Consider the following 21,377-nt stretch of genomic DNA (forward strand, 5'->3'; position numbering starts at 1 on the left):
ACCGGGGCCGGTGGAGTGACGGCGCGTGACGGAGAGTGGCGGCACGGGGCTACGGCCGGATGCGCAGCACCTGCGGATCGTGGTCGCTGGCCTGGTCGGCGTACTCGGCGTTGACGTGGACGATGTCGTAGTCGGCCTTGGTGAGTGCCTTGCTGGTGAGGATGTGGTCCAGGACCTGGGAGTTGCCCTGGTAGACGTAGCCGTAGCGCTCGGCCTTCGGCAGAGCGTTGACGCGGTCGGTGAGCACCCCGCCGTCGGTCAGGGCCTTCAGGGCGGGCGAGAACTGGTAGTCGTTGAGGTCCCCGGCGACCACCGCCTGGGCCTTGGGGTCCTTGGCCAGCAGGTCCTTGACGAAGGCGTTGACCAGCTTGGCCTGTGCGGTGCGCTGGGTTTCGGAGCTGCGGGCCGGCGGCTGGAAGCGGCTGTCCAGGCCCTGGTCGCCGCCCTTGGAGTTGAAGTGGTTGGCGATCACGAACACCCGGCTGTCCGGGCGGCTCTTGAGGGAGAACTGGCCGACGAGAGGCTTGCGGCTGGCCTTCCAGGCCTGGTCGGCGGGCGCGATCCGGCCCGGTGAGGCGGACAGCCCGGCCCTGCCGTGATCGTCGACCACCTTCACGGGCGTGGTGGCGTCGCCGCCCTTGACGTCGGTGAACGCCACCCGCGCGGGGTTGAACAGGAACACATTGCGGATGTTGCCGCCGGGCTGGCCGCCGTCCTGGTCGTTCTGCGGGTCGATCTGCCGCCACTCGTACGCCGGGCCGCCCGCCGCCTTGATCGCGTCGGTGAGCTTCTTCAGGGTCGCCCCGGCGGTGACCGTACCGTCGTCGGTGGGGCCGTTGTCGTCCTGGACCTCCTCCAGCGCGACCACGTCGGGCGCCGACAGGTTGGTCACCAGCGCCTTCGCCAGCCGGTCGAACTTGGCCTGCGGGGTGGCGGGGGAGAGGTTCTCGACGTTGTACGTGGCCACGGCCAGCTCGTCGGGCTTCTGCTTGCGGGTGGTCTCCGCGGCCGGTCCGTGGCCGGTGGCCTTCCCCAGCTCGGTGGCCTGGAGGGTGTAGCCGCCGAAGTTGTCGTAGTCCAGCGGCCCGGCGGTGGTGCCGGTCAGCTCGTCGCCGACATCGGCCTTCGGGAACGGGCGCTGGGAGAAGGGGATCAGCGACTGCACCTTGACCCGGCCGCCGTTGGGGTCTGCGTACGAGCCGTAGAACGTGCCGCCGCGGGCGGTTCGGTGGTGGCCCGGCTCGGCGGTCACCCACAGGTCGTTGTAGGTGCTGGTGGCGCCGACCACCGGGGAATTGCGGACCGAGACCCGCATGCCCTCGAGGGACTCGTAGCGGTCCAGCGCGTACGAGGCGGGCCTCAGCTTCAGCGATTCGATGGTTTTGCCGCCCGCGTCGGGGGCGTAACGGTCCGGCACCGAGGCCGGGTTGAGCGTGAAGGCGGCCGGCAGCGGGGCCTTGGCGGCGGTGACCTTCCAGGTGGCGTCGGTGATCTCGGTGACGGACTGGAGGCCGGCGTCCTTGCCGCCGGGGTAGTACTCGCTGACCGTACCGCTGACGGTGACGGCGTTGCCGACGTCGACCTTCGGGGTCTCCTTGCCGGTGAAGACGAAGACGGCCTCGCTGGTCGCGTCGTCCTTGTCCGGGTGGGGGTCCTGCACCCAAAAACCCCGCGCCGAGCCGAAGGAGCGGACGGCGGTGACCGTGCCCGGCACCTCCTCGACCTGCTTCCCGGCGAGCGGGGATATTCGGGTGCTGCCCTGGATGTCGTGGATCCGGGTGCCGGCCGCGGAGGCGGACTGGGTGGCGAGGATCAGTCCGCCGGCGAGGGCGGCCGCGACGACCGCGCTGACGGCGGCCGGTCTACGGAGCGAACGACGGGACGGCATGCTTGCCTCCGGAAGAAAATGGGGGGTGAACGTGGGGGTAGGGGCAACGTGCGTACGGAGCGGGACCGGCGCGCGCTACGCGCGTCAATCTCCGGTCTGGGCAAGGGAGTTGTCAAGGTTCTCCCGGTGACCGGGAGCGTACGAGGGGGTGAACCGTCCGAGATACGGCGAATTCCGTCTACGCTTGGGCGTCGCACGAGCCCGTAGTCCGTCCTAGGAGCTGAGCCCCAGATGTCCGCAGACCGCCCCACCCTGCCGCCGGTGCGGCTGCACTCCGAAGCGGAGCTGGCCCGGGACGCGCTGAGCGCCCCGCTGATGGCCCGTGCCGCCAAGCTGGCCCGCTGGGCGGAGCGGGGCGTGCCGGTCGGCGCCGGCGGCGAGATCCTCCACGAGGCGCTGGGCGCCGCCACCGAGCACCTGGGCCTGGCGGGCGACGAGGACGGGCCCGGGTACACCGCCGAGGCCTGGCAGCTGGCGGTGGACACCGGACTGGTGCAGATCGACGAGACCCCCGAGGGGGACGACGGCGCCGAGGACGCGGCGCTCGGCACCGCCACCCCCGGCGACGAGCTGGGCCTGCTCACCTCCGGCAGCCCGCACGACATCCTCGACATCTGGCTCGAGGGCATGGAGACGGTGCTCGCGGACGCGGCCGCCCCCGACCTCTCCGACATCGCCGACCAGATCGCCGAGGGCGGCGAACTGGACCTGGACGCCATCGACTGGAACCCGGAGGAGGAGGCCGAGCTGCTGGACGGCATCCTCGGCAACCTCTACCTGCTCACCGCGCTGCACGAGGGCCCCGGCCAGGACATTCCGCTGCCCGCGCTGGCCGCGTCCATGATCGTCCCGGACGATATGGACGAGCCCACCGACGACGTCCTCGAAGAGGTCTCCGAGGCGATGATGCGGCTGGACGACCAGTTCCGGGTGCTGGAGCCGATCGGGCTGGTCGCGTACCGGCCGGTCGACGAGGCGCTGATCGAGGAGCTGGACGAGCAGGGCGAGACGGTGCGGTCCGCCGAGCCGCTCACCGACGAGGACGTCTCCCGCTACGGCATGGTCCGGCTCACCCCGCTCGGCGTATGGGCCGTCCGCGCCCGGATGCTGGACGCCGGGGTGCACGCCCCGGCCGTCGGTGACCTCACCGACAAGGGCGCCGATGTCCTCCTGGACGCGCTGCCCGAATACCCCGAGGCGCTCGCCCAGGCCGAGTCCGAGCTGTGGCTCGCCGCCCGCGGCCCCCTCGACGCCTCCCGCGATCTGCTGGGCGCCGCCCGCGGCGACGACGAGCGCGCCCCGCTGCGCCGGCTCGCCGCCCAGCAGACCCTCTCCCTGGTCCCGCCGGACGCCGAGGCCGCGCTGCGTGAGGTGCTCGACGACCGGCAGCTGGGCGGGCTGGCGCGGGTCTGGCTCGCCGAGCGGGCGCTGCCGGGCATCCCCGAGCCGTCCCAGGAGATGATCTTCTGGCTGACGGTGGACACCATCGCGGCGCAGCTGGACAGCGCGGACGACGAGGCGGCGGCCGAGCTGCGCGACCTCGTCCAGAGCCTGACCGAGCAGCACAGCGGGTTCTTCGACACCGCCTGGCGGGTCGACCACCCGGCCACCGCCGACGTCCTGGAGGCCATGGGGCGCCTCCACCCGGACAAGAAGGCCGCCAAGGAGGCCCGTAAGGCCGCGTTCAAGGCGCGGTCGCGGCAGACGGGCTGAGACGGGCCCGGCACACATACAGCTACAGCGGGTGGCCGGGCCGGCCACCCGCTGTCGTGCGTGAGGGGCAACCGCTTCCTGGGCGTAGGGCGGCGTTCAACTGGAGTTCGACGGCGTAGGAGACCGTGTGCGGCGCAGGCACAGGGGAAGAAACCGGCCATCCAGGAGATGACAATGCCGCTCACCCGGAGAAAGTTCGCCAAGCGTTCCGCCCTCACCGGCGCCTCGGTGGCGCTGGCCGGCAGCGTAGGCGTGCTGGCCACCGCGCCCGGCGCCATCGGCGAGGAGGCTCCGGACACCGCTCCCGACGGCACCGCGGACGAGGGAGCCTTCGGCTACGGCCCGCTGCTCCCGGACCCGGACGGCATCCTCGCGCTGCCCGCCGGATTCTCGTACCGGATCATCACCCGGACCGGTGTGACCAAGCTCGAGAGCGGCGAGTCCACCCCCTCGAACCACGACGGCACCGGCACCTTCGCCGGCCGCCGGGGCACCACCCTGCTCGTCAACAACCACGAGCTCAAGGGCCCGCGCGCCGACTGGCCGCACCCGGTGCCGCTCACCGAGGGACTCGTCTACGACCCGGCGGCGGCCGGCGGCTGCACCGTCGTCGAGGTCGCCCAGGACGGCACGCCGGTCGGCGAGTGGGTCGGTATCGCCGGTACGTCCACCAACTGCGCGGGCGGGACCACTCCTTGGGGCACCTGGCTGACCTGCGAGGAGAACGAGGACAAGGCCGGCGAGCACGGCATGACCAAGGACCACGGCCATGTCTTCGAGGTCGACCCGCACGACGTCAGGGCCGGCCGCGATCCCAAGCCCCTCAAGGCGCTGGGGCGTTACGCCCACGAGGCCGTGGTCGTCGACCCCGGGCGCGGCCACCTCTTCCTGACCGAGGACGCCTCGGAGCCCAACGGCCTCCTCTACCGCTGGACCCCGCCGCACGGCTTCGCGCACGGCCGCGGGCAGCTGCGGACGCTGGCCGACGACGCCGGTGTGCTCGCGGCCGCCAAGTGCTTCGACTCCGGAGGCCGCTACGTCGACGACCTCTCGCGCGCCACCAAGCCCGGCACGGTCTACGGCGTCGACTGGATCGAGGTCCCCGACCGCGACGCCCGCACGGCCTCGGTGCGCAAGCAGTTCGCCGCGGGGGAGATCACCCGCGCCCGCAAGCTGGAGGGCATGTGGTGGGCGGACGGCGGGGTGTACGTGGTGTCGTCGTACGCCCGTGAGGAGAGCCCGGTCCGGCACGACGGCCAGGTGTGGTTCTACGACCCGCGGCGCCGGACGCTGACGCTGAAGGTGCGGTTCGGCGTCAACCCGGACCCCGGGAAGGACGGCGCGCTCGACGGCCCGGACAACATCAGCGTCTCGCCGTACGGGGGGCTGATCATCGCGGAGGACGGCGAGGGCATCCAGCATCTGTTCGGTGCCACCGAGGACGGCCGTACGTACCCCGTCGCGCGCAATGAGCTGAACATCGGCACCGCCGACGAGCCGGAGTTCAGCGAGTTCACCGGCCCGGTGTTCTCGCCCGACGGGCGGACGCTGTTCGCCAACATCCAGGAACCGGGGATCATGCTGGCGATCACGGGGCCGTGGAAGCGGATCCGTCGGCAGAAGTAGCAGCGGCGGAGGGGCCGGGGGCGGCGCCGGGGGCCGCGGCCGTGATGACGTAGTAGTCCAGCAGGCCCGTCTGATATGTCGTCAGGTAGCGGCGGGGCCACCCGTCGCGCAGCTCCCGCCGCTGGGCCATATAGCGGTCGTACGGCTCCCAGACCCCCTCGCCGATCGCCTGCACCCGGACGTCCCGCAGCCCGGCCGCGGCCAGCGTGCCGGCCACGTCGTCGATCACATACGGGACGTCCAGGCCGTCGGCGTACGGGGGCAGCAGCTCCGGCAGCGCGCGGGCGGCCTCCTGGATGCGGGCGAAGAACGTCGTCAGCGCCAGCCGGCCGTCCGGGCGCAGCACCCGTGCCGCCTCCTGGGCGAAGCCGGTCAGATCGCGGAAGTGCTGGGCCGCCTCGACGGAGTAGAGACAGTCGACGCTCGCGGCGGGCAGCGGGATGCGCTGCGCGCTGCCCTCGATGAACTCCAGTTGCGCGGGCCCGGCGAGCAGCGTCGCGTTCGCCTCCCGGGCGCGGGCGATCTGGTCCGGGTGCACATCCAGGCCGGTCACCGGGCCCAGCCCGAACTCCTGCAGCGCCAGGGCGCAGCCCAGGCCGCGGCCGCAGCCGACCTCCAGGGCGCTGCGGCCCTCGGTCCGCTCGAGAGCGCCCAGCACCAGGCGGTAGAGATCCTGCTCGCTGCGGATCCGGTCGGCCTCGCTCAGCGGTCCGTTCGCGAGATGGGGCAGCCAGGCCCAGTAGCCGAAGTTGATGTAGCCGCCGGCGAAGGCGGCCACGGTGCTCAGGTCGTGGTCGCCGTAGACCGTCGCGACCCGGTCGGGGAGCTCGTTGGCTTCGCCGGTGGGGAGCGGTTGCGGTTCCGGTTGCGACTGCTGCGCCATCGGTCGCTCCTCGTGCGTGCGGTACGGACGGGGCCATTGTCGGTCCTGGAGCCGGTTCGCTGCGCTTTGCCCCGGCCGACGTGCCGGACTTTCTCGCTGTCGTGCCTGCGGCGGGCGGTTGCCTCCCCCGGCCAACGCTGGGAGGTACCCCCACGCGGGGCTGTTCGGGTGCGGTGCCGGGCCTGGACGGCTTCGCCGCTACGGCCCGGCACCTCCCGTCGGGGGTGGGGAAAAGACGGTCGGTGGGGGTGACCGTGGTGTGCCGCTGTCGTGCGGCGGGCGCTCAGAGGGCCGCGGCCCCCGGCTTGACCATGCCGCGCACCGTGCGGGCGTCCACGAATTCGCCCATGGCCGTCATTTCCCATTCGCCGGAGAACTGGCGGATGAGCTTCGCCATCAGGACGCCGGTGAGCTGTTCGGAGCCGGTGAGGTCGAAGCGGACCAGTTCCTCGCCGGTGGCGGCGTCGCTCAGGCGGCAGTAGGCCTTGGCCACGTCGGAGAATTTCTGGCCGGAGAACGAGTTCACGGTGAAGACCAGGCCGGTGACCTCCGGGGGAAGGCCGCCCAGGTGGACGGTGATGACCTCGTCGTCGCCGGAGCCGTCGCCGGTGAGGTTGTCGCCGGAGTGCTGGATCGTGCCGTTGAGGATCATCAGCTTGCCGAAGAAGCAGTTGTCGACCTTCTTGCGGTCCGGGCCGTAGGCGATGACGGAGGCGTCCAGGTCGACGCTCTTGCCTTGGAAGGCGGGCTCCCAGCCGAGGCCCATGGTGACGGTGCTGAGCAGCGGCCGGCCGCCCTTGACCAGGGAGACGGTCTGGTTCTTCTGGAGGCTGACCCGGCCCTTGTCGAGGTTGATCTTGCCGGTGCCGGGGGCCGCCGGTTCCGGCGCCGGCGGAGCGGGCGGTGCCGGGGGCGCGGCGGCCTGCGCCGGGGCGGGGGCGGCCGGGGGCGCCGGGGGAGCGGGCGGCGCGGGCGGTGCCTGCGGGGCGGCGGCCGGGGTGGCCGGCTCCTCCACGCTGACGCCGAAGTCGGTGGCGATGCCGGCGAGTCCATTGGCGTAGCCCTGGCCGACCGCGCGGACCTTCCAGGCGCCGTTGCGGCGGTAGATCTCGACGACCACCAGCGCGGTCTCGGTGCCCAGCTGCGGCGGGGTGAAGGAGGCGATCACGCTGCCGTCGTCGGCGTTGCGGACTGTGCCGGTCGGTTCGGTGCCGGCGAAGGTCGCGCCGGGCGCGTCCAGGCTCGCGGTGACCACGATCTTCTCGATGCCCTCGGGCACCGCGGCGGTGTCCACCGTGATGGTGTCGCCCTGTCCGGCGGCCGCCGCGGTGTGGGTCACGCCGGGTCCGTTGGGCTGGTTGTAGAAGACGAAGTCGTCGTCGGAGCGCACCTTGCCGTTGGCGGTGAGCAGCAGGCCCGACACATCCAACTGCGCGGGGGCGGTGACATCCACCGCCACCCGCGCGGCGGTGAGAGGGAGGTTCGAGCCAGGAGTCATAGCGGTCATGTCAAAGGTAACGATCGGCCGGCTTTTGCGGTTCCATTACCCGGCGTGAACTGCGCTACCGGGGCCAGATTCCTCCTCAGCGCCGCTCGCGGGAGTTGCCGAACAGCAGCCGGTAGGCGATCAGCAGGACCAGGGCCCCGGCGATCGAGGCGATCCACATGGAGGGTTCGCCGATGTCCTTCGGGATCGGGCGGTGCAGGATCTTGGTGGACAGCCAGCCGCCGATGAAGGCGCCGGCGATGCCGATCAGTGTGGTGCCGACCAGGCCGCCCGGGTCCCGTCCGGGCAGCAGGACCTTGGCGATGACGCCCGCGATCAGGCCCAGTACGAGCCAGGTGACGATGCCCATGGTGCATTCCTCGTTCTCGCCGGGAGGGTTGGTACACAGATGAGGACGCAGTGTGGCCGGTGCGGGTTCCCTGGCGTGGCACGGGCCACGCTCAGTGCGGCCAGCGGGGCGGGTCGGTGCAGAAGGCGCCGCCGAGGTGTGCGTGTCCGGGGTTGTGGGGGTCGAGTTCGCCCTGGGCGGCGATCAGCTCGGCGGCGTACGGCTCGGAGTCGTCCTCCGGCGCGTAGCCGAGGGCGCGGGCGGAGGACAGATCCCACCACAGCCGGGTGTTGGCGGAGGAACCGTAAACGACGGTGTGGCCGACGTCCGGCGCGGTGAGCGAGGCGTGCAGCAGACGGGCACAGTCGGCCGGGCTCAGCCAGATCGACAGCATCCGCACGGATGTCGGCCTGGCGTAGCAGGAGCCGATGCGGATCGAGACGGTCTCGATGCCGTGCAGGTCCTGGTAGAGGGACGCGAGGTCCTCGCCGAAGCCCTTGGACAGGCCGTAGTAGGTGTCGGGGCGGCGCGGGGTGTCGACGGGGATCGCGCCGGAACCGTCCGGCGGGCGGGGGGTGAAGCCGACGGCGTGGTTGGAGGAGGCGAAGACGATACGCCGTACGCCCGCCTCGCGCGCCGCCTCGTAGAGGTGGTAGGTGCCCTCGATGTTGGCCCGCAGGATGTGCTCGAACGGGGCCTCCAGGGAGATGCCGGCGAGATGGACGATCGCATCGACGCCCCGTACGGCCTCGCGCAGCGCCTCCTTGTCGGCCAGATCGGCGGTGATGGCGTCCGGTGCGCCCTCGACGGGCCGCTGGTCGAAGAGGCGGAGGGTGTAGCCGTACGGGGGCAGCAGCTCGCGCATCAGGGTGCCGAGGCCGCCGGCGGCGCCGGTGAGCAGGACGGTGCGGGGTGCGGTCATCGGGTTCTCCGTAAGTTGTCAGGCGGCCCGGGAGGGCCGGATGTGGCTTGTGAGGTCTTGCCTTCAGTGGCTGACCAGGAGTGGCCGTCCGGCTCTCCGGGGCGCCCTGGCTGCTGATGGAGATGTGCGCTTCGGTCGCTGATCACGGAGATGACAGCGGGGTGTTCCTCGGGCCGACGGCAAGCCGAGCGGGGTCCGCGACCATGACGCCCCGGCCGTTGAGGACTTCAAGCCGCACGGGCGCATCGTGCACCTTGTCCACCCCGCGCACACCACCATGGACTGCGCACAGTGCGGAGCGAGAACCAAGCACGCACTCCCCCTCTCCGAAAGGACATATGCCTGCACCGCGTGCGGAGCCGTCTCACCACGAGACAAGAACTCCGCTCGCGTGATGTCCCCCAGCTACCGCTGCGAGGTGCCCCCAGGTCCGGGCTGGTCTTCCACCCGGCTAGTGCTGATCTTGTCAGCCCTGCCACCTGCTGGGTGTCAGGCGAAGTGAGCCAGGAATCCCCCTCGTTTATGAGGGGGAGGAGCCAAGGAAGGAACTCCTTCAGGGGCCGGGTGTCGTGTGTCGTCGTGCGGCGTCGGGACGTATGACGGAACGGTCTTCCTGTGTGTGGGCACGCTAGGGAGCCGGTTCCGAGCCGGTCAAGGCGCTTGACGCAATGGCGAAATCGGCTTGCGGGGCGGCGGTTGTGGGGTCTTGACCGGTGCGGAAGGGCCCCTCTAACGTAATCATGTTCATGCATATGTACGTCAATCAGGGACGTGTACGTACAGCCAAGAACGTGCACGGCCTTGGCAGGGAGAGCCCGTGACCGCACACCCTCCGCTCGCCGGCCGTCTCGACGGACTGCTGTTCTTCCCGGTGACCGCGTACGCACCGGACGGCACCGTGGGCCTGGAGGCGTTCCGCGCCCATGTGCGCGGCGGGATCGAGGCGGGCGCGGCCGCCGTCTTCGCCTGCTGCGGCACCGGCGAATTCCCCGCGCTGACCCCCGGCGAATTCGCCGAGTGCGTCGCCGCCGCGGTCCAGGAGGCCGCGGGCCGCGTCCCGGTGATCGCCGGAACGGGCTATGGCACCGCCCTCGCCGTCCAGTTCGCCCGCCTGGCCCAGGAGGCGGGCGCCGACGGGCTGCTCGCCATGCCGCCCTACCTCGTCGTCGCCGGACAGGAGGGACTGCTGCGCCACTACACCGAACTCGCCGCCGCCACGCCTCTGCCCGTCATCGTCTACCAGCGCGACAACGCCGTCTTCGAGCCCGCCACCGTCGTCGCCCTGGCCCGCACCGCGGGCATCATCGGCCTCAAGGACGGCCTCGGCGACCTCGACCTCCTCCAGCGCATCATCAGCGCCGTCCGCACCGAGGCCCCCGGCGAGGACTTCCTCTACTTCAACGGCCTGCCCACCGCCGAACTCACCGGCCCCGCCTACCGGGGCCTGGGCGTGCACCTCTACTCCTCCGCCGTCTTCGCCTTCGCCCCCGAGATCGCCCTCGCCTTCCACCGGGCGCTGGCCGACGGCGACCAGGGCACCGTCGACCGGCTGCTGGACGGCTTCTACCGGCCGCTGGTCGAACTGCGCAACCAGGGCCGCGGCTATGCCGTTTCGCTGGTCAAGGCCGGTGTACGGCTGCGCGGCGCGGACGTCGGTGAGGTCCGGCCGCCGCTGAGCGAACCGGCCCCGGCGCATGTCGAGCGGCTCGCCGAGCTGATCGACCGCGGGCTGGCCCTGGCCGCGGCCGCGCCGGGGGCATGATGCGCAGCGCCGCCTTCCTCTACCCCTGGGACGTGGTCGGCGACCCGCAGGCCGCCGAGCGTCTCGCCGCCCTCGGCGTCCAGCAGGTCACGCTGGCCGCCGCCTATCACTCCACCCGCGCCCTCACCCCGCGCCACCCCCGCCACCGCATCGTCACCGCCCGGCACGCCGCCGTCCTCTACCCGACGGACCCCGCGCGCTGGGCGCGCCGCGCGCTGCGCCCGTACCCCCAGGACTGGATGTCCGGCGCGGACCCCTTCGGCGAGGCCGCGCGGGCGCTGACGGCAGCGGGGCTCGAGGTGCACAGCTGGGTCGTTCTGGCCCACAACTCCCGCCTGGGCGCGGAGCATCCGTCCGCCGTCGTACGCAACGCCTATGGCGACCCGTACCCCTGGGCACCCTGTATCGCCCGCCCCGAGGTCCGCGACCACCTGGTCGCCCTCGCCGCCGAGGCAGCCCTGCGGCCCGGCGCCCGCGGCACCGAGCTGGAGTCCTGCGGCTGGTACGGACTGGCCCATCTGCACGCCCACGACAAGACGGGCGGTGTGCCGCTCTCCGGCGCCGCGCAGTATCTGATGTCGCTGTGCTTCTGTACGGTCTGCGCGGACGGGTACGCCGAACTCGGCCTTCCTGCAGGGGGGTTGAGGGCTGCTGTGCAGCGGGCCCTGGAGCCCGTGTGGGCCGGCGGGGACGGCGGGGCCGGTGCGGACGGCGACCGGGCGGGGGAGTGGGCGGCGGTCGAGGCGCTGCTCGGCGGGGAGCTGGCGGGGGTGGTGCGGAGCCGGCGCGACCGGGTGGCGCGGACGTTCCAGCGGGCGGCGGTGGCGGCCGTACGGGATGCGGCGACGGGGCCGTTCCGGGTGCTGCTGCACGCCGACCCGGCCGCACACCGCTGCGGCGCCAACGCCGGGGTGGACCCGGCGGACGTCCTCGCCCACACGGACGGCGTGGTCCTGCCGTGCACCGGCGACGACCGCACCCGCGCCGACGTCCTCGCCCCCTTCGCGAACCGCCCGGCGGCCGCCACTGTCGCCGCCAACCTCACCGTCGTCTCCGGCCTGGGCGGCCGCCCCGGCACCCTCGCCGCCGACGCCGTCCATGCCGCCTCGCTCGGCGCCACGGAACTGCGGCTCTACCACGCGGGCCTGGCGAGCGACCGCGATCTGGCGTCCGTGCGGGAGGCGCTGGCGTCCCTACGGGATGCGCCGCCCTGAAGGCCGTCGGCCAAGCCTGGCACGACCGGCTGGGCATTCCCGTTCGGCGGCTCCGGAGCTGAGCACCACCGCCCCGTCAGCCCCTGCCACCCCCGTGCCGCCGCCGCAGCACCCAGCTCCCCCCGGCGGCAGCGGCCAGCATCAGGCACGCGCCGGTGAGGATCTCGGCGGTGCCGGGGCGCTCGTCCGGGACGCCGGCGCCGGTCTTCACCCCGCCCCTGGGTTTGGGGCCGGGGCTCGCGGCGGCCCGGTCGGCGCCGGTGAGATCGCCCCGGTCGCCCCGGCCGGCGCTGACCGTGCCGGTGATGTCCTTGCCGTCGGCGCACTTGCCGCCGATGCCGTAATTGCCCGGCAGGGTGTCCGGCCGGACCCTGAGCTCGCCCACCAGCGCGCCCTTGCCCGGCCGCAGCGTGATGATGCCCCCGCCCAGCGTGCTGGCGTCGACGGTCGCCGACCGGCTGTGCCCGCAGTCCCTGGTGGCCAGCGACACGCTGGAGCCCGCCCTGGCCGGGTGCGGCGAGGCCTCGACCTCGCCGAAGTCGCCGGCGTACGCCGCGGAGGCGGCGAGGCCGAGGGCGACGGCGACGGCGGCGAATGCGGTGCCGGAGAGCAGCCGGGGGGATCGCAGGGAGCGCATGGCACGGACCTCCACGAAGCGCGGCCCGTGGCACGCCGTTGTGCCACCGGGAGCGGAAGGCCGCGCTCCTGGTCTCCGAGCTAATCGGTACGACCGCGGGCGGGCCTGCCCGGCCGGGACGAACGGGTGAATGGCGTCACCGGGGGGAGCAACGGGCCTGGCCCTGCGGGGTCAGCCGGGCCGTACGAAACCGCACTCGTACGCCGCGATCACCGCCTGGGTCCGGTCCCGTACGCCGAGCTTGGCCAGCACCCCCGCGACATGCGTCTTCACAGTGGCCGGGCCGACGCCCAGGCGGTCCGCTATCTCGGCGTTCGTCAGCCCCGCCGTCATCAGCCGCAGCACCGCCCGCTCGCGCTCGGACAGCCGGTCCCGCAGCGCCCGCGCCCCGTCGTCGGCCGCCCGCTGCCCGGCATGGCGGGCGGCCAGCGCGCGGACCGCCGCCGGGAACAGCAGCGAATCGCTGCGCGCCACCATCCGCACGGCCCGCACCAGCTCCTCCGCCCGGGACCGCTTGAGCAGGAACCCGCTGGCCCCCGCCCGCAGCGCGTCATACACACAGGCGTCGTTCTCGAAGGTCGTGACGACGATGATGCGCGGCGGCTGCGGCATCCGGTCCAGCACCTGCTCGGTCGCCCGGATCCCGTCGATCTCGGGCATCCGGACATCCATCAGCACGATGTCCGGCCGCAGCTCCCGGATCAGCGGTACCGCCTCCGCGCCGGTCGTGGCCTCCCCGACGACCTCCATGTCGTCCTCAAAGCCGAGGATCGCGCGCAGCGCCGTACGCACCATCCGCTCGTCGTCGGCGAGGAAGATGCGCAGCGGGGCCGTGCCGTCGTCCCCGCTCACCGCGCCGCTCCCGCTATCGGGAGGGCGGCCGTCAGGCGCCATAGGCCGTCGTGTTCCCCGGCCGTCGCATCGCCGCCCAGCAGCCGGGCCCGCTCGCCGATCCCGCGCAGCCCGCGGCCGCCCTCCGAACGGTCCGCGGGCAGTGCCGCATCCACCGGATTCTCCATCGTCAGCCTCAACTCCCCCTTGCCCACGCACAGTCGCAGCTTTACGGGCACCGGCCCGGCGTGCCGCAGCACATTGCTCAGCCCCTCCTGCACGATCCGGTATGCCTCCCGGGAGACCACCGGGGGCAGGCCCGTGCAGGTTCCCTCGACCGTCGCCTCGATGCCCAGGCCCGCCGTGCGGGTGCGGGCCAGGAGGGCGTCCAGGCCGTCCAGGGCGGGCGCGGGTGCGGTGGGAACGGCGCCGTCCTCGCGCAACAGCCCCAGTACGGTGTCCAGTTCGGCGACCGCATCGCGGGTGGTCTCCTCGATGGCGGTCAGCGCCTGGCGGGCGAACTCCGGGTCCGCGTCCAGCACCCGGCGGGCCGCGCTCGCCTGGAGGGTGACCGCGCTCAGCGCATGCCCCACCGCGTCGTGCAGCTCGCGCGCCAGCCGGTTGCGGGAGGCCAGAACGGCGGCCCGGCGCTCGGCCGCGGCCAGCCGGTCGGCGGGCGTCGGGCCGAGCAGGACCGGCGCCAGACGGGCCAGCAGCTTCCCGGCCCCCCAGGCGGTGGCGACCACCAGGGCCAGGAGCGCCGGCCCGGCGAGCGGGCCGAGCGCACCGGGGGCGGCCCGATGCCACCCCGGCCAGGCGCGCTGCAGCGACGCCGAGAACGGCAGCACCATCAGCCCGATCGCGGCCGGCGGCGCGGCCAGCGACATCCCGCTCACGATCGCGCCGACCGCGCTGTGCGTCATGAACCACAGTCCGGTGCGCCACCGGGCCGCCCACGTATACCCCGGCTCGTCGGCCAGCAGCTCCCCCGGCACACCGCACAGCGACTTGACGGCGCCCGCCCCCATCGGCCGCGCCGGCGGGAAGAGCAGCGCGGCCAGTCCGGCGGGCGGCAGGGCGGCACCGAACGCGATGAACTGGGACAGGGGATCGCGGTACGGGTCGAGGCCCATGACAACGGACACGATGATCGACGTCACCAGGAAATACGGCATCAACATCGCGCCGCCCATGACCAGATGGGCCCAGCGCCGGCCGAAGGCGCCCGCCCTTATGCGCACCGCGCGCCCTCGCGCTCGGCGAAGAAGTGGGCACCGGCGACGGCCACAAGCATCCCGACGATCACCTGCACAGCGTAAGTCAGGCTCATCAGGGGGGTGGGCAGCTTCGGATCGCCGGCGACGACCGTGACCGTGGTCAGCATCATCCAGCCGCCCCAGCAGGCCAGCGCCCCCGAGCCGATCCAGGCGGCCGCCAGCGGCAGCAGCAGCGGGACGCGGCGGCCCCGCCGGTGGCCGAGCATCAGCGTCCCGGCGACGGTGAGCAGCGCGAACAGGACGTAACCGGCGTCGTTCAGACGGGAGTTGAGGTCGGCCGTCGCGACCCGTTCGGGGCTCAGGCCGACGGTGCCGCCGGCCGCCCACAGCAGATGCATCGCGGCGGGCAGCACGGCCAGTACGGCCACCGCGGCCGCGGTCAGCCGGCGTGCGGGGCGGGTGGGGCTGTCGGGGAGCGCACCGACGCGGCCGCGCCACAGATCACCCCAGCGCTCCCTGGCGTAGCGCAGGAACAGGGCGCCCAGGGCCAGTGCCTGCACGATGAAGCCGGTGTAGACGACGCTCCACACCCAGGGGTCGAGCAGTTCGGCCGCGCTGCCGCCGGGCACGTCGTTGCCGAGGAGACCGCCGACGCCGTTGCCGCGCACCACCGAGGCCAGCGTCTGGACGGGGAAGACCGCGACGATCGGCGCGAGCAGGCCGGTCGCGCACCACATGGGCAGTGCCAGCAGCCAGGCCGGCACCCGCCGCCCCCACGGCCGGGTCAGCGTAAACGCCAGCACGACCACCGCGGCGTCCATCAGCAGGGTGAGCGCGTTCAGCGCCATCAGGGAGTTGCCGTCCCGGCGCAGCGCGCTCCCCTCGGGGATGCCGATGCGGCCGCCCCCGATCCAGGCGATCTTGAGGGAGAGATACGGGATGCAGGCGACGAGGGTGGTCGCCCGCAGAACGGAACGGGTGCGCTGCGAGGTCATGCCGCCAGCCTTCCGGCGCCCCGCCCCGCCCGCCTCGGCCCCGCGGGCGATCCGCCTCCGCCGTACGGGGGAGGCGGGCCCGGTACCTCAGAGGCGGCGGGTGGCCAGCGTGAGCCGGTCGCGGGCGTCGAACAGCATGTCCTTGATCATCTGCTCGTGGTCGGGGGTCAGCCGGGCCACCGGCACCGAGCAGCTGACCGCGTCCCGCGCCGGGGTGCGGTAGGGGATCGCGAGGCCGAAGCAGCGCAGGCCGAGGGTGTTCTCCTCGCGGTCGACCGCATAGCCCTGTTCGCGTACCGCGTGCAGCTCCTCGATCAGCGCCTCGCGGTCGGTGATGGTGTGCTCGGTCAGCGCCGCGAGGGCCGGCGGCAGCATCCCCCGCACCTGGTCGTCGGTGTAGGTGGCGAGCAGCGCCTTGCCCAGCGAGGTGGAGTGCGCGGGCAGCCGGCGGCCGACCCGGGTGAAGGGGCGCAGATAGTGCTGCGACTGGCGGGTGGCCAGATAGACGACGTTGGTGCCGTCCAGGCGGGCGAGGTGGATGGTCTCGGTGGTGTCGTCCGAGAGCCGGTCCAGGGTCGGGCGGGCGGCGGCCACCACCTCGTCTCCGTCGATGTACGACGTGCCGACCAGCAGGGCGCGGACGCCGATGCCGTACCGGGTGCCCGTCGCATCGGTCTCGACCCAGCCCAGGTCGACGAGGGTGCGCAGCAGCATGTAGAGGCTGGACTTGGGGTAGCCGACGGCCTCCTGGACGGCGGCCAGGCTGTGCATACCGGGGCGGCCCGCGAAGTGCTCCAGCAACTCCACCGTCCGCACCGCGGATTTGACCTGCGATCCTCCGGTATCGGCAGCTGACATCGCCCTTGACCCCTCTGTTCGGACAGCCATAGAGTCCCGGATATTCACCATCTGGGACGATGTTCAGCATATCGAACGCTGTCCAGGGTGGGGCAAGACTTCGCCCGGGAGGAATGCACGGTGGCAACAGCGGCAGCAGCACCAGTCTGGAGTGTCGACCCCCGAACCGGGAAGCAGCGCGAACAGGTTGCGGTGGAAGCCACAGCGGCCGAGGTGGACCAGGCCGTACGCGAGGCACACACGGCCCGCGGCGCGCTCGCCGGCCGCGAGGTGCGCGCCGCGCTGCTGCGCCGCGCCGCCGATCTGCTCGACGAGGCGGGCGACGCGGTCATCGAGGCCGCCGACGCGGAGACCGCGCTGGGCCCCGGCCGGCTCACCGGCGAACTGGGCCGGACCACCTACCAGCTGCGGGCGTTCGCGGACACCGTGGACGAGGGCGCCTTCCTCGACGTACGGATCGACCGCCCCGACCCCGCCCTCACCCCGCCACGGCCCGACCTGCGCCGCTACAAGATCCCGCTGGGCCCCGTGGCGGTCTACTCGGCCTCCAACTTCCCGCTCGCCTTCTCCGTCCCCGGCGGCGACACCGCCAGCGCCCTCGCGGCCGGCTGCCCCGTCGTCGTCAAGGCGCACCCCGACCACCCCGCCACCTCCGAGCTGTGCGCCGCGCTGCTGCGCCGCGCCGCCGTCGACGTCGGGCTGCCGGCGGGCGTGGTGGGCCTGGTGCACGGCTTCCAGGCCGGCCTCGACCTGGTGCGCCATCCGCTGATCTGCGCCGCGGGCTTCACCGGCTCGGTACGCGGCGGGCGCGCCCTGTACGACGCGGCCGCGGCCCGCCCGCAGCCCATCCCCTTCCACGGCGAGCTGGGCAGCCTCAACCCCGTGGTGATCACCGAGGCCGCCGCCGAGGAGCGCGCCGAGCAGATCGGCGCGGGGCTGGCCGGCGCCATGACGCTCGGCACCGGCCAGTTCTGCGTCAAGCCCGGCCTGGTCCTGGCGCCGGAGGGCGAGGGCGGCGACCGGCTGCTCACGGCGCTGACCGCGGCGGTCAGCGACACCGAGGCGGGGGTGCTGCTCGACCACCGGATGCGGGCGGCGTTCATCGACGGCGTCCGCAGCCGAGCAGAGCTCCCGGACGTCCAGGCGCCGGTGACCCCCGGCGCGGGCGGCGCGCACACGGTCGGCGCGGGCTTCCTCGCCGTCCCCGCGGCCCGGCTCGCCACCGAAGGGCCGCACGACCTCCTGCTGGAGGAGTGCTTCGGCCCGGTCACCGTCGTCGCCCGCTACGCCGACGAGACCGAGATCGGCGCCGTCCTCGCCCGGCTCCCCGGCAACCTCTCCGCCACCCTCCAGCTCAGCGACGCCGAGAGCGCCGGCAGCGACCGGGCCGGGCGCGGCGCCCGGCTGCTCGCCGAGGTCACCCCGCTCGCCGGCCGCGTCGTCGTCAACGGCTGGCCGACCGGCGTCGCGGTCGCGCCCGCCCAGCACCACGGCGGCCCCTACCCGGCCACCACGTCCACGTCCACCTCCGTCGGCGGCACCGCCATCGAACGCTGGCTGCGCCCGGTCGCCTACCAGGACACCCCGCCCGCGCTGCTCCCGCCCGAGTTGCACGACGACAACCCGCTCGGCCTGCCGCGCCGCCTCGACGGCCGCCCCGAGGGCGGGTAGCCGCCGTGCTCGACGCCCGGGACGGGACGGCCCTCCAGGTCCGCGCGGCGGCCCCGGCGGACCTCGAGGCGATCGCCCGCCTGCATGCCGCCGCCCACGCCGCCTACCACCACAGCCGCTTCCCCGGCGCGCCCTTCGACACCCCGGCCGAACACGCCCGCCGGCACGCCGACTGGAGCCGCGTCCTCGGCCGCGACGACACCCCCGCACTGTGCGCCGTACGCCGGGACACGGTCGTCGGTGCCGCCGCCTGCCGCCACCGCGCCGACCGCCCCGGCACGGTCGAACTCCACCAGCTGCACGTCGACCCCGGCCACTGGGGCACCGGCGTCGGCCGCGCCCTGCACGCCGCCTGCCTGCACGCCTGGCGCGCGGCGGGCTCTACCCGCGCGGTCCTCGACGTGCTCTGGCACAACCACCGGGCCCGCGCCTTCTACACCGGCCTCGGCTGGCAGCCGGACCCCGGCCGCCGCCCCGCCCCCGACGCCACCCACCTCAGCCTGGTGCTCGCCCTGCCGCCTCCCGCCGCGCGATGAGCTGCAGCCGCCCGGCGATCCGGCCGTCCAGGGTGCCCACCCGGTCCTCCCGCTCGCGCACCACCGCGAACCCCGCGTCGCGCACCAGCCCCCGCAGCCGCTCCGGAGGATGGTGCCGGAACACCCCGCCGTCGGGCGTCTCGAAGACCCCGTAGGTGCCGTACCGCCCGGCGAAGTGCTCGTACCGCTCCCGGTTGAGCGGATCGCTCTGCAACGGCACATCGCTCAGATACAGCACCCCGCCGGGCCGCACCACACGCCCCAGCTCCCCGACGATCTCCGCCTGGTCCGCGTCCTCGGTCACGCACGTCAGCACCGCGAACAGCAGCGCCGCATCGAACGCCCCGTCCTCGAACGGCAGCGGGAACCCCGCCCACCGCAGCAGATCCAGCCCGGGATGCTCCCGCCGCCCCCGCTCGACCAGCGCCGCCGAGAAATCCACCCCGCGCACCGACCGGTACCCGAGCCCGGCCAGTTCGGCGGTCAGCCGTCCGTAGCCGCAGCCGTAGTCCAGCACCCGTGCGGTACGGGGCACGAACTCGGCCAGCAGCGCCGCATCGAGCGGGTGGGTGAATGTCTTGGCGGCCCCGGTGGTCTCCCAGAATCCGCCCGCGTCCTGTGGGGTGGTCATGTCCGGACCGTACCCAGGGAATGGCCCGGCGCCCGCGCAGGTTGTACCGGCGTCCGCCCACAAGGCGGCGGCGTCCACCCCCGACGGGGACCGAACGAGGAAAGCAAGCTCACCATGCGCGTCGACATCTGGTCCGACATCGCCTGCCCCTGGTGCTACATCGGCAAGGCCCGCTTCGAGGCCGGGCTCGCCGCGTTTGCGCAGCGGAACGGCAACCACGACGTCGAGGTGGTGCACCGGTCCTTCGAGCTGGACCCGAAGGCACCGGCCGCCACGGACCTCCCCGTGCTCGACATGCTGTCCGCGAAGTACGGCGTCAGCCGCACGCAGGCCGAGGCCATGGAGGCCCGGGTCGCGGACGCGGCGGCGGGGGAGGGGCTGGACTACCGCTCCGACCGCATCCACGGCAACACCTTCGACCTGCACCGGCTGCTGCACCTCGCCAAGGCGCACGTCGTCCAGGACGCGCTGCTCGGCGCCTTCTACCGCGCCAACTTCGCCGAGGCCCGTCCGCTCGCCGATCCCGCGGTGCTGACCGGGATCGCGGTCGCGGCGGGGCTGCCCGCCGATGAGGTGGCCCGGGTGCTGGCCGACCCCGGCGCCTACGCCCAGGAGGTGCGCGCCGACGAACGGGCCGCGGCGGAGCTGGGCGCCACCGGCGTGCCGTTCTTCGTCATCGACCGGAAGTACGGGATCTCCGGCGGACAGCCCGCCGAGGTCTTCCGGCAGGCGCTGGAGCGGGCCCACGCGGACGGTGCCGTGCGGGTCCTGGCGGCCGGTGAGGCGGAGGTCTGCGGCGACGAGGGGTGCGCCGTACCCGGGGCGTGAACGGCGCGGGCGGGTGATGGACGGGGCGCGGGCCGTCGACCAGAGTGGGCACATGCAGCGACATACGCCACTGGGCAGGGCGGAATTCGCGCCCGAGACGACGTATCTGAACACCGCCTCCGCCGGTCTGCTCCCGCGCCGCAGCGCCGATGCCCTGCGCGCGGCCCTCGACGAGTCGGCGTCCTACGGCACCATGGGCCGCGACTACTTCGGGCCGGCGGCCGCCTCCCGGGCCGCCTTCGCCCGGCTGCTGGACATCCCCGAGGAGCGCGTCGCGATCGGCAGCTCGGTCGCCGTCCAGTCCGCGTTCGTCGCTGCCTCTCTGCCGCCGGGGTCCGAAGTGCTGGTCCCCGAGGGCGACTTCAGCTCCCTGGTCAACCCGCTCGCCGCCCGCCCCGGCCGCACGCTGCGCACCGTACCCCTGGATGCGCTGGCCGATGAGGTACGGCCGGGGACCGCGCTGGTCGCGTTCAGCGCGGTGCAGTCGCTGGACGGACGGATCGCGGACCTGGCAGCCGTACGGGAGGCGGCGCGGACGCACGGGGCGCGCACCTACCTCGATGCCACCCAGGCGGCCGGCTGGCTGCCGCTGCGCGCCGCCGACTACGACTTCCTGGTCTGCGGCGCCTTCAAGTGGCTGCTGTGCCCGCGCGGTACGACGTTCATGACGTTCGGCGGCGACGGCGCGCCGGGCGGCGCGGACTGGCCCGAGGCGCTGCACGCGGGCTGGGTGGCCGGCGAGGACCTCAACGAGTCCAACTACGGCCCGGTACTGCGGCCGGCTGCCACCGCCCGCCGGTTCGACGAACCGCATGCCCACTTCTCGTACGTCGGTGCCGAGCGGTCGCTGGCGCTCCTCGAGGAGCTGGGGGTGCCCGCCGTCCACGCCCACAACACCGCGCTCGCCGACCACTACCGCGCGGGGCTGGCCGAACGGGGCCTGGCGCCCCGCGCCGCCCCCGGCTCGGCGATCGTCGCCACACCGGGTCTCGCGGACGCGGAGCATCGGCTGACCGCGGCGGGCGTACGGGTCGCGGTGCGCGGGGGGCTGCTGCGCGCGGCCTTCCATCTCTACAACTCGACGGATGACGTGGAGCGGCTGCTGGAGCTGATCGGGGAGGGGCGGGACCGGCGCTGAGGTGGGGGGTGGGGCAGGGGCGGACCCAGGGGCGGCATCAGGGCCGAACCCAGGGCCGAACTCAGGGTTCCGGGCGGGAATGCCGGGGCCGGCCGGGGTGCTGACGCAAGAGCCGACGGTCATGCCCGATGATCGTGGCCCGTGCCCCGTGCCCCGTGCCCCGTGCCCCGTGCCCCGTGCCCCGTGCCCCGT

The 21,377-nt window shown here is 73.5% G+C and carries 19 protein-coding genes and 1 pseudogene; 9 read left to right on the plus strand and 11 right to left on the minus strand.

Translation table 11 applies throughout. The annotated features are described in order from the left end of the window. Positions 1-49 precede the first annotated feature (49 nt). Positions 50-1,888, minus strand: coding sequence for an endonuclease/exonuclease/phosphatase family protein (locus AB0D04_RS26520; RefSeq protein ID WP_362707959.1), 1,839 nt, complete (start codon positions 1,886-1,888; stop codon positions 50-52). A 231-nt stretch (positions 1,889-2,119) separates the two neighbouring features. Here AB0D04_RS26520 and AB0D04_RS26525 point away from each other — a divergent pair, with 231 nt between their 5' ends. Continuing rightward, the gene (locus AB0D04_RS26525; protein WP_362707962.1) at positions 2,120-3,601 is read left to right on the plus strand and encodes a hypothetical protein; all 1,482 of its coding nucleotides are present in this window, start codon (positions 2,120-2,122) and stop codon (positions 3,599-3,601) included. Between the two features lie 174 nt (positions 3,602-3,775). Beyond that, positions 3,776-5,227: an alkaline phosphatase PhoX gene (locus AB0D04_RS26530; protein ID WP_362707964.1), complete on the plus strand. Its 1,452-nt coding sequence runs from the start codon at positions 3,776-3,778 to the stop codon at positions 5,225-5,227. Here AB0D04_RS26530 and AB0D04_RS26535 read toward each other — a convergent pair. The 4 genes from AB0D04_RS26535 to AB0D04_RS26550 all read right to left on the minus strand — a co-directional run bounded on the left by AB0D04_RS26535 (position 5,190) and on the right by AB0D04_RS26550 (position 8,867). Next, entirely contained in the window at positions 5,190-6,110 is a 921-nt protein-coding gene (locus AB0D04_RS26535) for a class I SAM-dependent methyltransferase (RefSeq protein ID WP_362707966.1), read from the minus strand. The genes AB0D04_RS26530 and AB0D04_RS26535 overlap by 38 nt on opposite strands. A gap of 283 nt (positions 6,111-6,393) precedes the next feature. Further along, complete coding sequence (locus tag AB0D04_RS26540; protein ID WP_362707969.1) at positions 6,394-7,608, minus strand: TerD family protein; 1,215 nt, start codon at positions 7,606-7,608, stop codon at positions 6,394-6,396. Positions 7,609-7,693: 85 nt separating this feature from the next. Continuing rightward, positions 7,694-7,966 (minus strand): GlsB/YeaQ/YmgE family stress response membrane protein, encoded by a 273-nt coding sequence (locus AB0D04_RS26545; protein ID WP_362707971.1) that lies wholly within the window; start codon positions 7,964-7,966, stop codon positions 7,694-7,696. 91 nt (positions 7,967-8,057) lie between these two features. Beyond that, positions 8,058-8,867, minus strand: a complete 810-nt coding sequence (locus AB0D04_RS26550) for an NAD(P)-dependent oxidoreductase (protein WP_362707973.1) — start codon at positions 8,865-8,867, stop codon at positions 8,058-8,060. 193 nt (positions 8,868-9,060) lie between these two features. On the opposite strand from AB0D04_RS26550, the pseudogene AB0D04_RS26555 reads away from it, so the two are divergent. The 3 genes and pseudogenes from AB0D04_RS26555 to AB0D04_RS26565 form a co-directional block, all read left to right on the plus strand. Further along, a pseudogene (locus AB0D04_RS26555) lies at positions 9,061-9,369 on the plus strand (zinc ribbon domain-containing protein); the annotation flags it as partial. 315 nt (positions 9,370-9,684) lie between these two features. Further along, complete coding sequence (locus AB0D04_RS26560; RefSeq protein WP_362707976.1) at positions 9,685-10,629, plus strand: 5-dehydro-4-deoxyglucarate dehydratase; 945 nt, start codon at positions 9,685-9,687, stop codon at positions 10,627-10,629. After that, the gene (locus AB0D04_RS26565; protein WP_362708002.1) at positions 10,629-11,843 is read left to right on the plus strand and encodes a hypothetical protein; all 1,215 of its coding nucleotides are present in this window, start codon (positions 10,629-10,631) and stop codon (positions 11,841-11,843) included. The genes AB0D04_RS26560 and AB0D04_RS26565 overlap by 1 nt, the downstream gene beginning before the upstream one ends. Positions 11,844-11,919: 76 nt before the next feature. On the opposite strand, the gene AB0D04_RS26570 is transcribed toward AB0D04_RS26565, so the two are convergent. The 5 genes from AB0D04_RS26570 to AB0D04_RS26590 form a co-directional block, all read right to left on the minus strand. Continuing rightward, a complete protein-coding gene (locus AB0D04_RS26570; RefSeq protein ID WP_362707979.1) occupies positions 11,920-12,480 on the minus strand; it encodes a hypothetical protein in 561 nt (186 codons plus the stop codon). 171 nt (positions 12,481-12,651) lie between these two features. Continuing rightward, positions 12,652-13,332 (minus strand): response regulator transcription factor, encoded by a 681-nt coding sequence (locus tag AB0D04_RS26575; RefSeq protein WP_362707982.1) that lies wholly within the window; start codon positions 13,330-13,332, stop codon positions 12,652-12,654. Continuing rightward, on the minus strand, positions 13,329-14,504 hold the full coding sequence (locus AB0D04_RS26580; protein ID WP_362708004.1) for a histidine kinase: 1,176 nt from the start codon (positions 14,502-14,504) through the stop codon (positions 13,329-13,331). Before AB0D04_RS26580 ends, AB0D04_RS26575 begins: the two co-directional genes overlap by 4 nt. Positions 14,505-14,542: 38 nt before the next feature. Next, complete coding sequence (locus AB0D04_RS26585; protein WP_362707984.1) at positions 14,543-15,523, minus strand: hypothetical protein; 981 nt, start codon at positions 15,521-15,523, stop codon at positions 14,543-14,545. Positions 15,524-15,610: 87 nt separating this feature from the next. Beyond that, entirely contained in the window at positions 15,611-16,381 is a 771-nt protein-coding gene (locus tag AB0D04_RS26590) for an IclR family transcriptional regulator (protein WP_362707987.1), read from the minus strand. A gap of 120 nt (positions 16,382-16,501) precedes the next feature. Between AB0D04_RS26590 and AB0D04_RS26595 the strand changes: the two genes are divergently transcribed. Both AB0D04_RS26595 and AB0D04_RS26600 read left to right on the plus strand, forming a co-directional pair. Continuing rightward, entirely contained in the window at positions 16,502-18,052 is a 1,551-nt protein-coding gene (locus AB0D04_RS26595) for an aldehyde dehydrogenase (NADP(+)) (RefSeq protein ID WP_362707989.1), read from the plus strand. Between the two features lie 5 nt (positions 18,053-18,057). After that, positions 18,058-18,588, plus strand: a complete 531-nt coding sequence (locus AB0D04_RS26600; RefSeq protein ID WP_362707991.1) for a GNAT family N-acetyltransferase — start codon at positions 18,058-18,060, stop codon at positions 18,586-18,588. On the opposite strand, the gene AB0D04_RS26605 is transcribed toward AB0D04_RS26600, so the two are convergent. Then, positions 18,548-19,219, minus strand: a complete 672-nt coding sequence (locus AB0D04_RS26605; protein WP_362707993.1) for a class I SAM-dependent methyltransferase — start codon at positions 19,217-19,219, stop codon at positions 18,548-18,550. The two genes, AB0D04_RS26600 and AB0D04_RS26605, sit on opposite strands and share 41 nt — an antisense overlap. Positions 19,220-19,333: 114 nt before the next feature. Here AB0D04_RS26605 and AB0D04_RS26610 point away from each other — a divergent pair, with 114 nt between their 5' ends. After that, the gene (locus AB0D04_RS26610) at positions 19,334-20,047 is read left to right on the plus strand and encodes a DsbA family oxidoreductase (protein WP_362707995.1); all 714 of its coding nucleotides are present in this window, start codon (positions 19,334-19,336) and stop codon (positions 20,045-20,047) included. Between the two features lie 52 nt (positions 20,048-20,099). Beyond that, a complete protein-coding gene (locus AB0D04_RS26615) occupies positions 20,100-21,185 on the plus strand; it encodes an aminotransferase class V-fold PLP-dependent enzyme (protein ID WP_362707997.1) in 1,086 nt (361 codons plus the stop codon). Positions 21,186-21,377: the final 192 nt, after the last annotated feature.

The organism is Streptomyces sp. NPDC048483 (assembly GCF_040651455.1).
Classification (GTDB): domain Bacteria; phylum Actinomycetota; class Actinomycetes; order Streptomycetales; family Streptomycetaceae; genus Streptomyces.

Coding starts and splice junctions, on each gene's coding strand:
- AB0D04_RS26570 (WP_362707979.1), bottom strand. CDS start 12,480: ATGCGCTCCCTGCGATCCCCCCGGCTGCTCTCCGGCACCGCATTCGCC.
- AB0D04_RS26590 (WP_362707987.1), bottom strand. CDS start 16,381: ATGTCAGCTGCCGATACCGGAGGATCGCAGGTCAAATCCGCGGTGCGG.
- AB0D04_RS26535 (WP_362707966.1), bottom strand. CDS start 6,110: ATGGCGCAGCAGTCGCAACCGGAACCGCAACCGCTCCCCACCGGCGAA.
- AB0D04_RS26525 (WP_362707962.1), top strand. CDS start 2,120: ATGTCCGCAGACCGCCCCACCCTGCCGCCGGTGCGGCTGCACTCCGAA.
- AB0D04_RS26585 (WP_362707984.1), bottom strand. CDS start 15,523: ATGACCTCGCAGCGCACCCGTTCCGTTCTGCGGGCGACCACCCTCGTC.
- AB0D04_RS26550 (WP_362707973.1), bottom strand. CDS start 8,867: ATGACCGCACCCCGCACCGTCCTGCTCACCGGCGCCGCCGGCGGCCTC.
- AB0D04_RS26610 (WP_362707995.1), top strand. CDS start 19,334: ATGCGCGTCGACATCTGGTCCGACATCGCCTGCCCCTGGTGCTACATC.
- AB0D04_RS26615 (WP_362707997.1), top strand. CDS start 20,100: ATGCAGCGACATACGCCACTGGGCAGGGCGGAATTCGCGCCCGAGACG.
- AB0D04_RS26520 (WP_362707959.1), bottom strand. CDS start 1,888: ATGCCGTCCCGTCGTTCGCTCCGTAGACCGGCCGCCGTCAGCGCGGTC.
- AB0D04_RS26545 (WP_362707971.1), bottom strand. CDS start 7,966: ATGGGCATCGTCACCTGGCTCGTACTGGGCCTGATCGCGGGCGTCATC.
- AB0D04_RS26605 (WP_362707993.1), bottom strand. CDS start 19,219: ATGACCACCCCACAGGACGCGGGCGGATTCTGGGAGACCACCGGGGCC.
- AB0D04_RS26565 (WP_362708002.1), top strand. CDS start 10,629: ATGCGCAGCGCCGCCTTCCTCTACCCCTGGGACGTGGTCGGCGACCCG.
- AB0D04_RS26530 (WP_362707964.1), top strand. CDS start 3,776: ATGCCGCTCACCCGGAGAAAGTTCGCCAAGCGTTCCGCCCTCACCGGC.
- AB0D04_RS26540 (WP_362707969.1), bottom strand. CDS start 7,608: ATGACTCCTGGCTCGAACCTCCCTCTCACCGCCGCGCGGGTGGCGGTG.
- AB0D04_RS26580 (WP_362708004.1), bottom strand. CDS start 14,504: ATGGGCGGCGCGATGTTGATGCCGTATTTCCTGGTGACGTCGATCATC.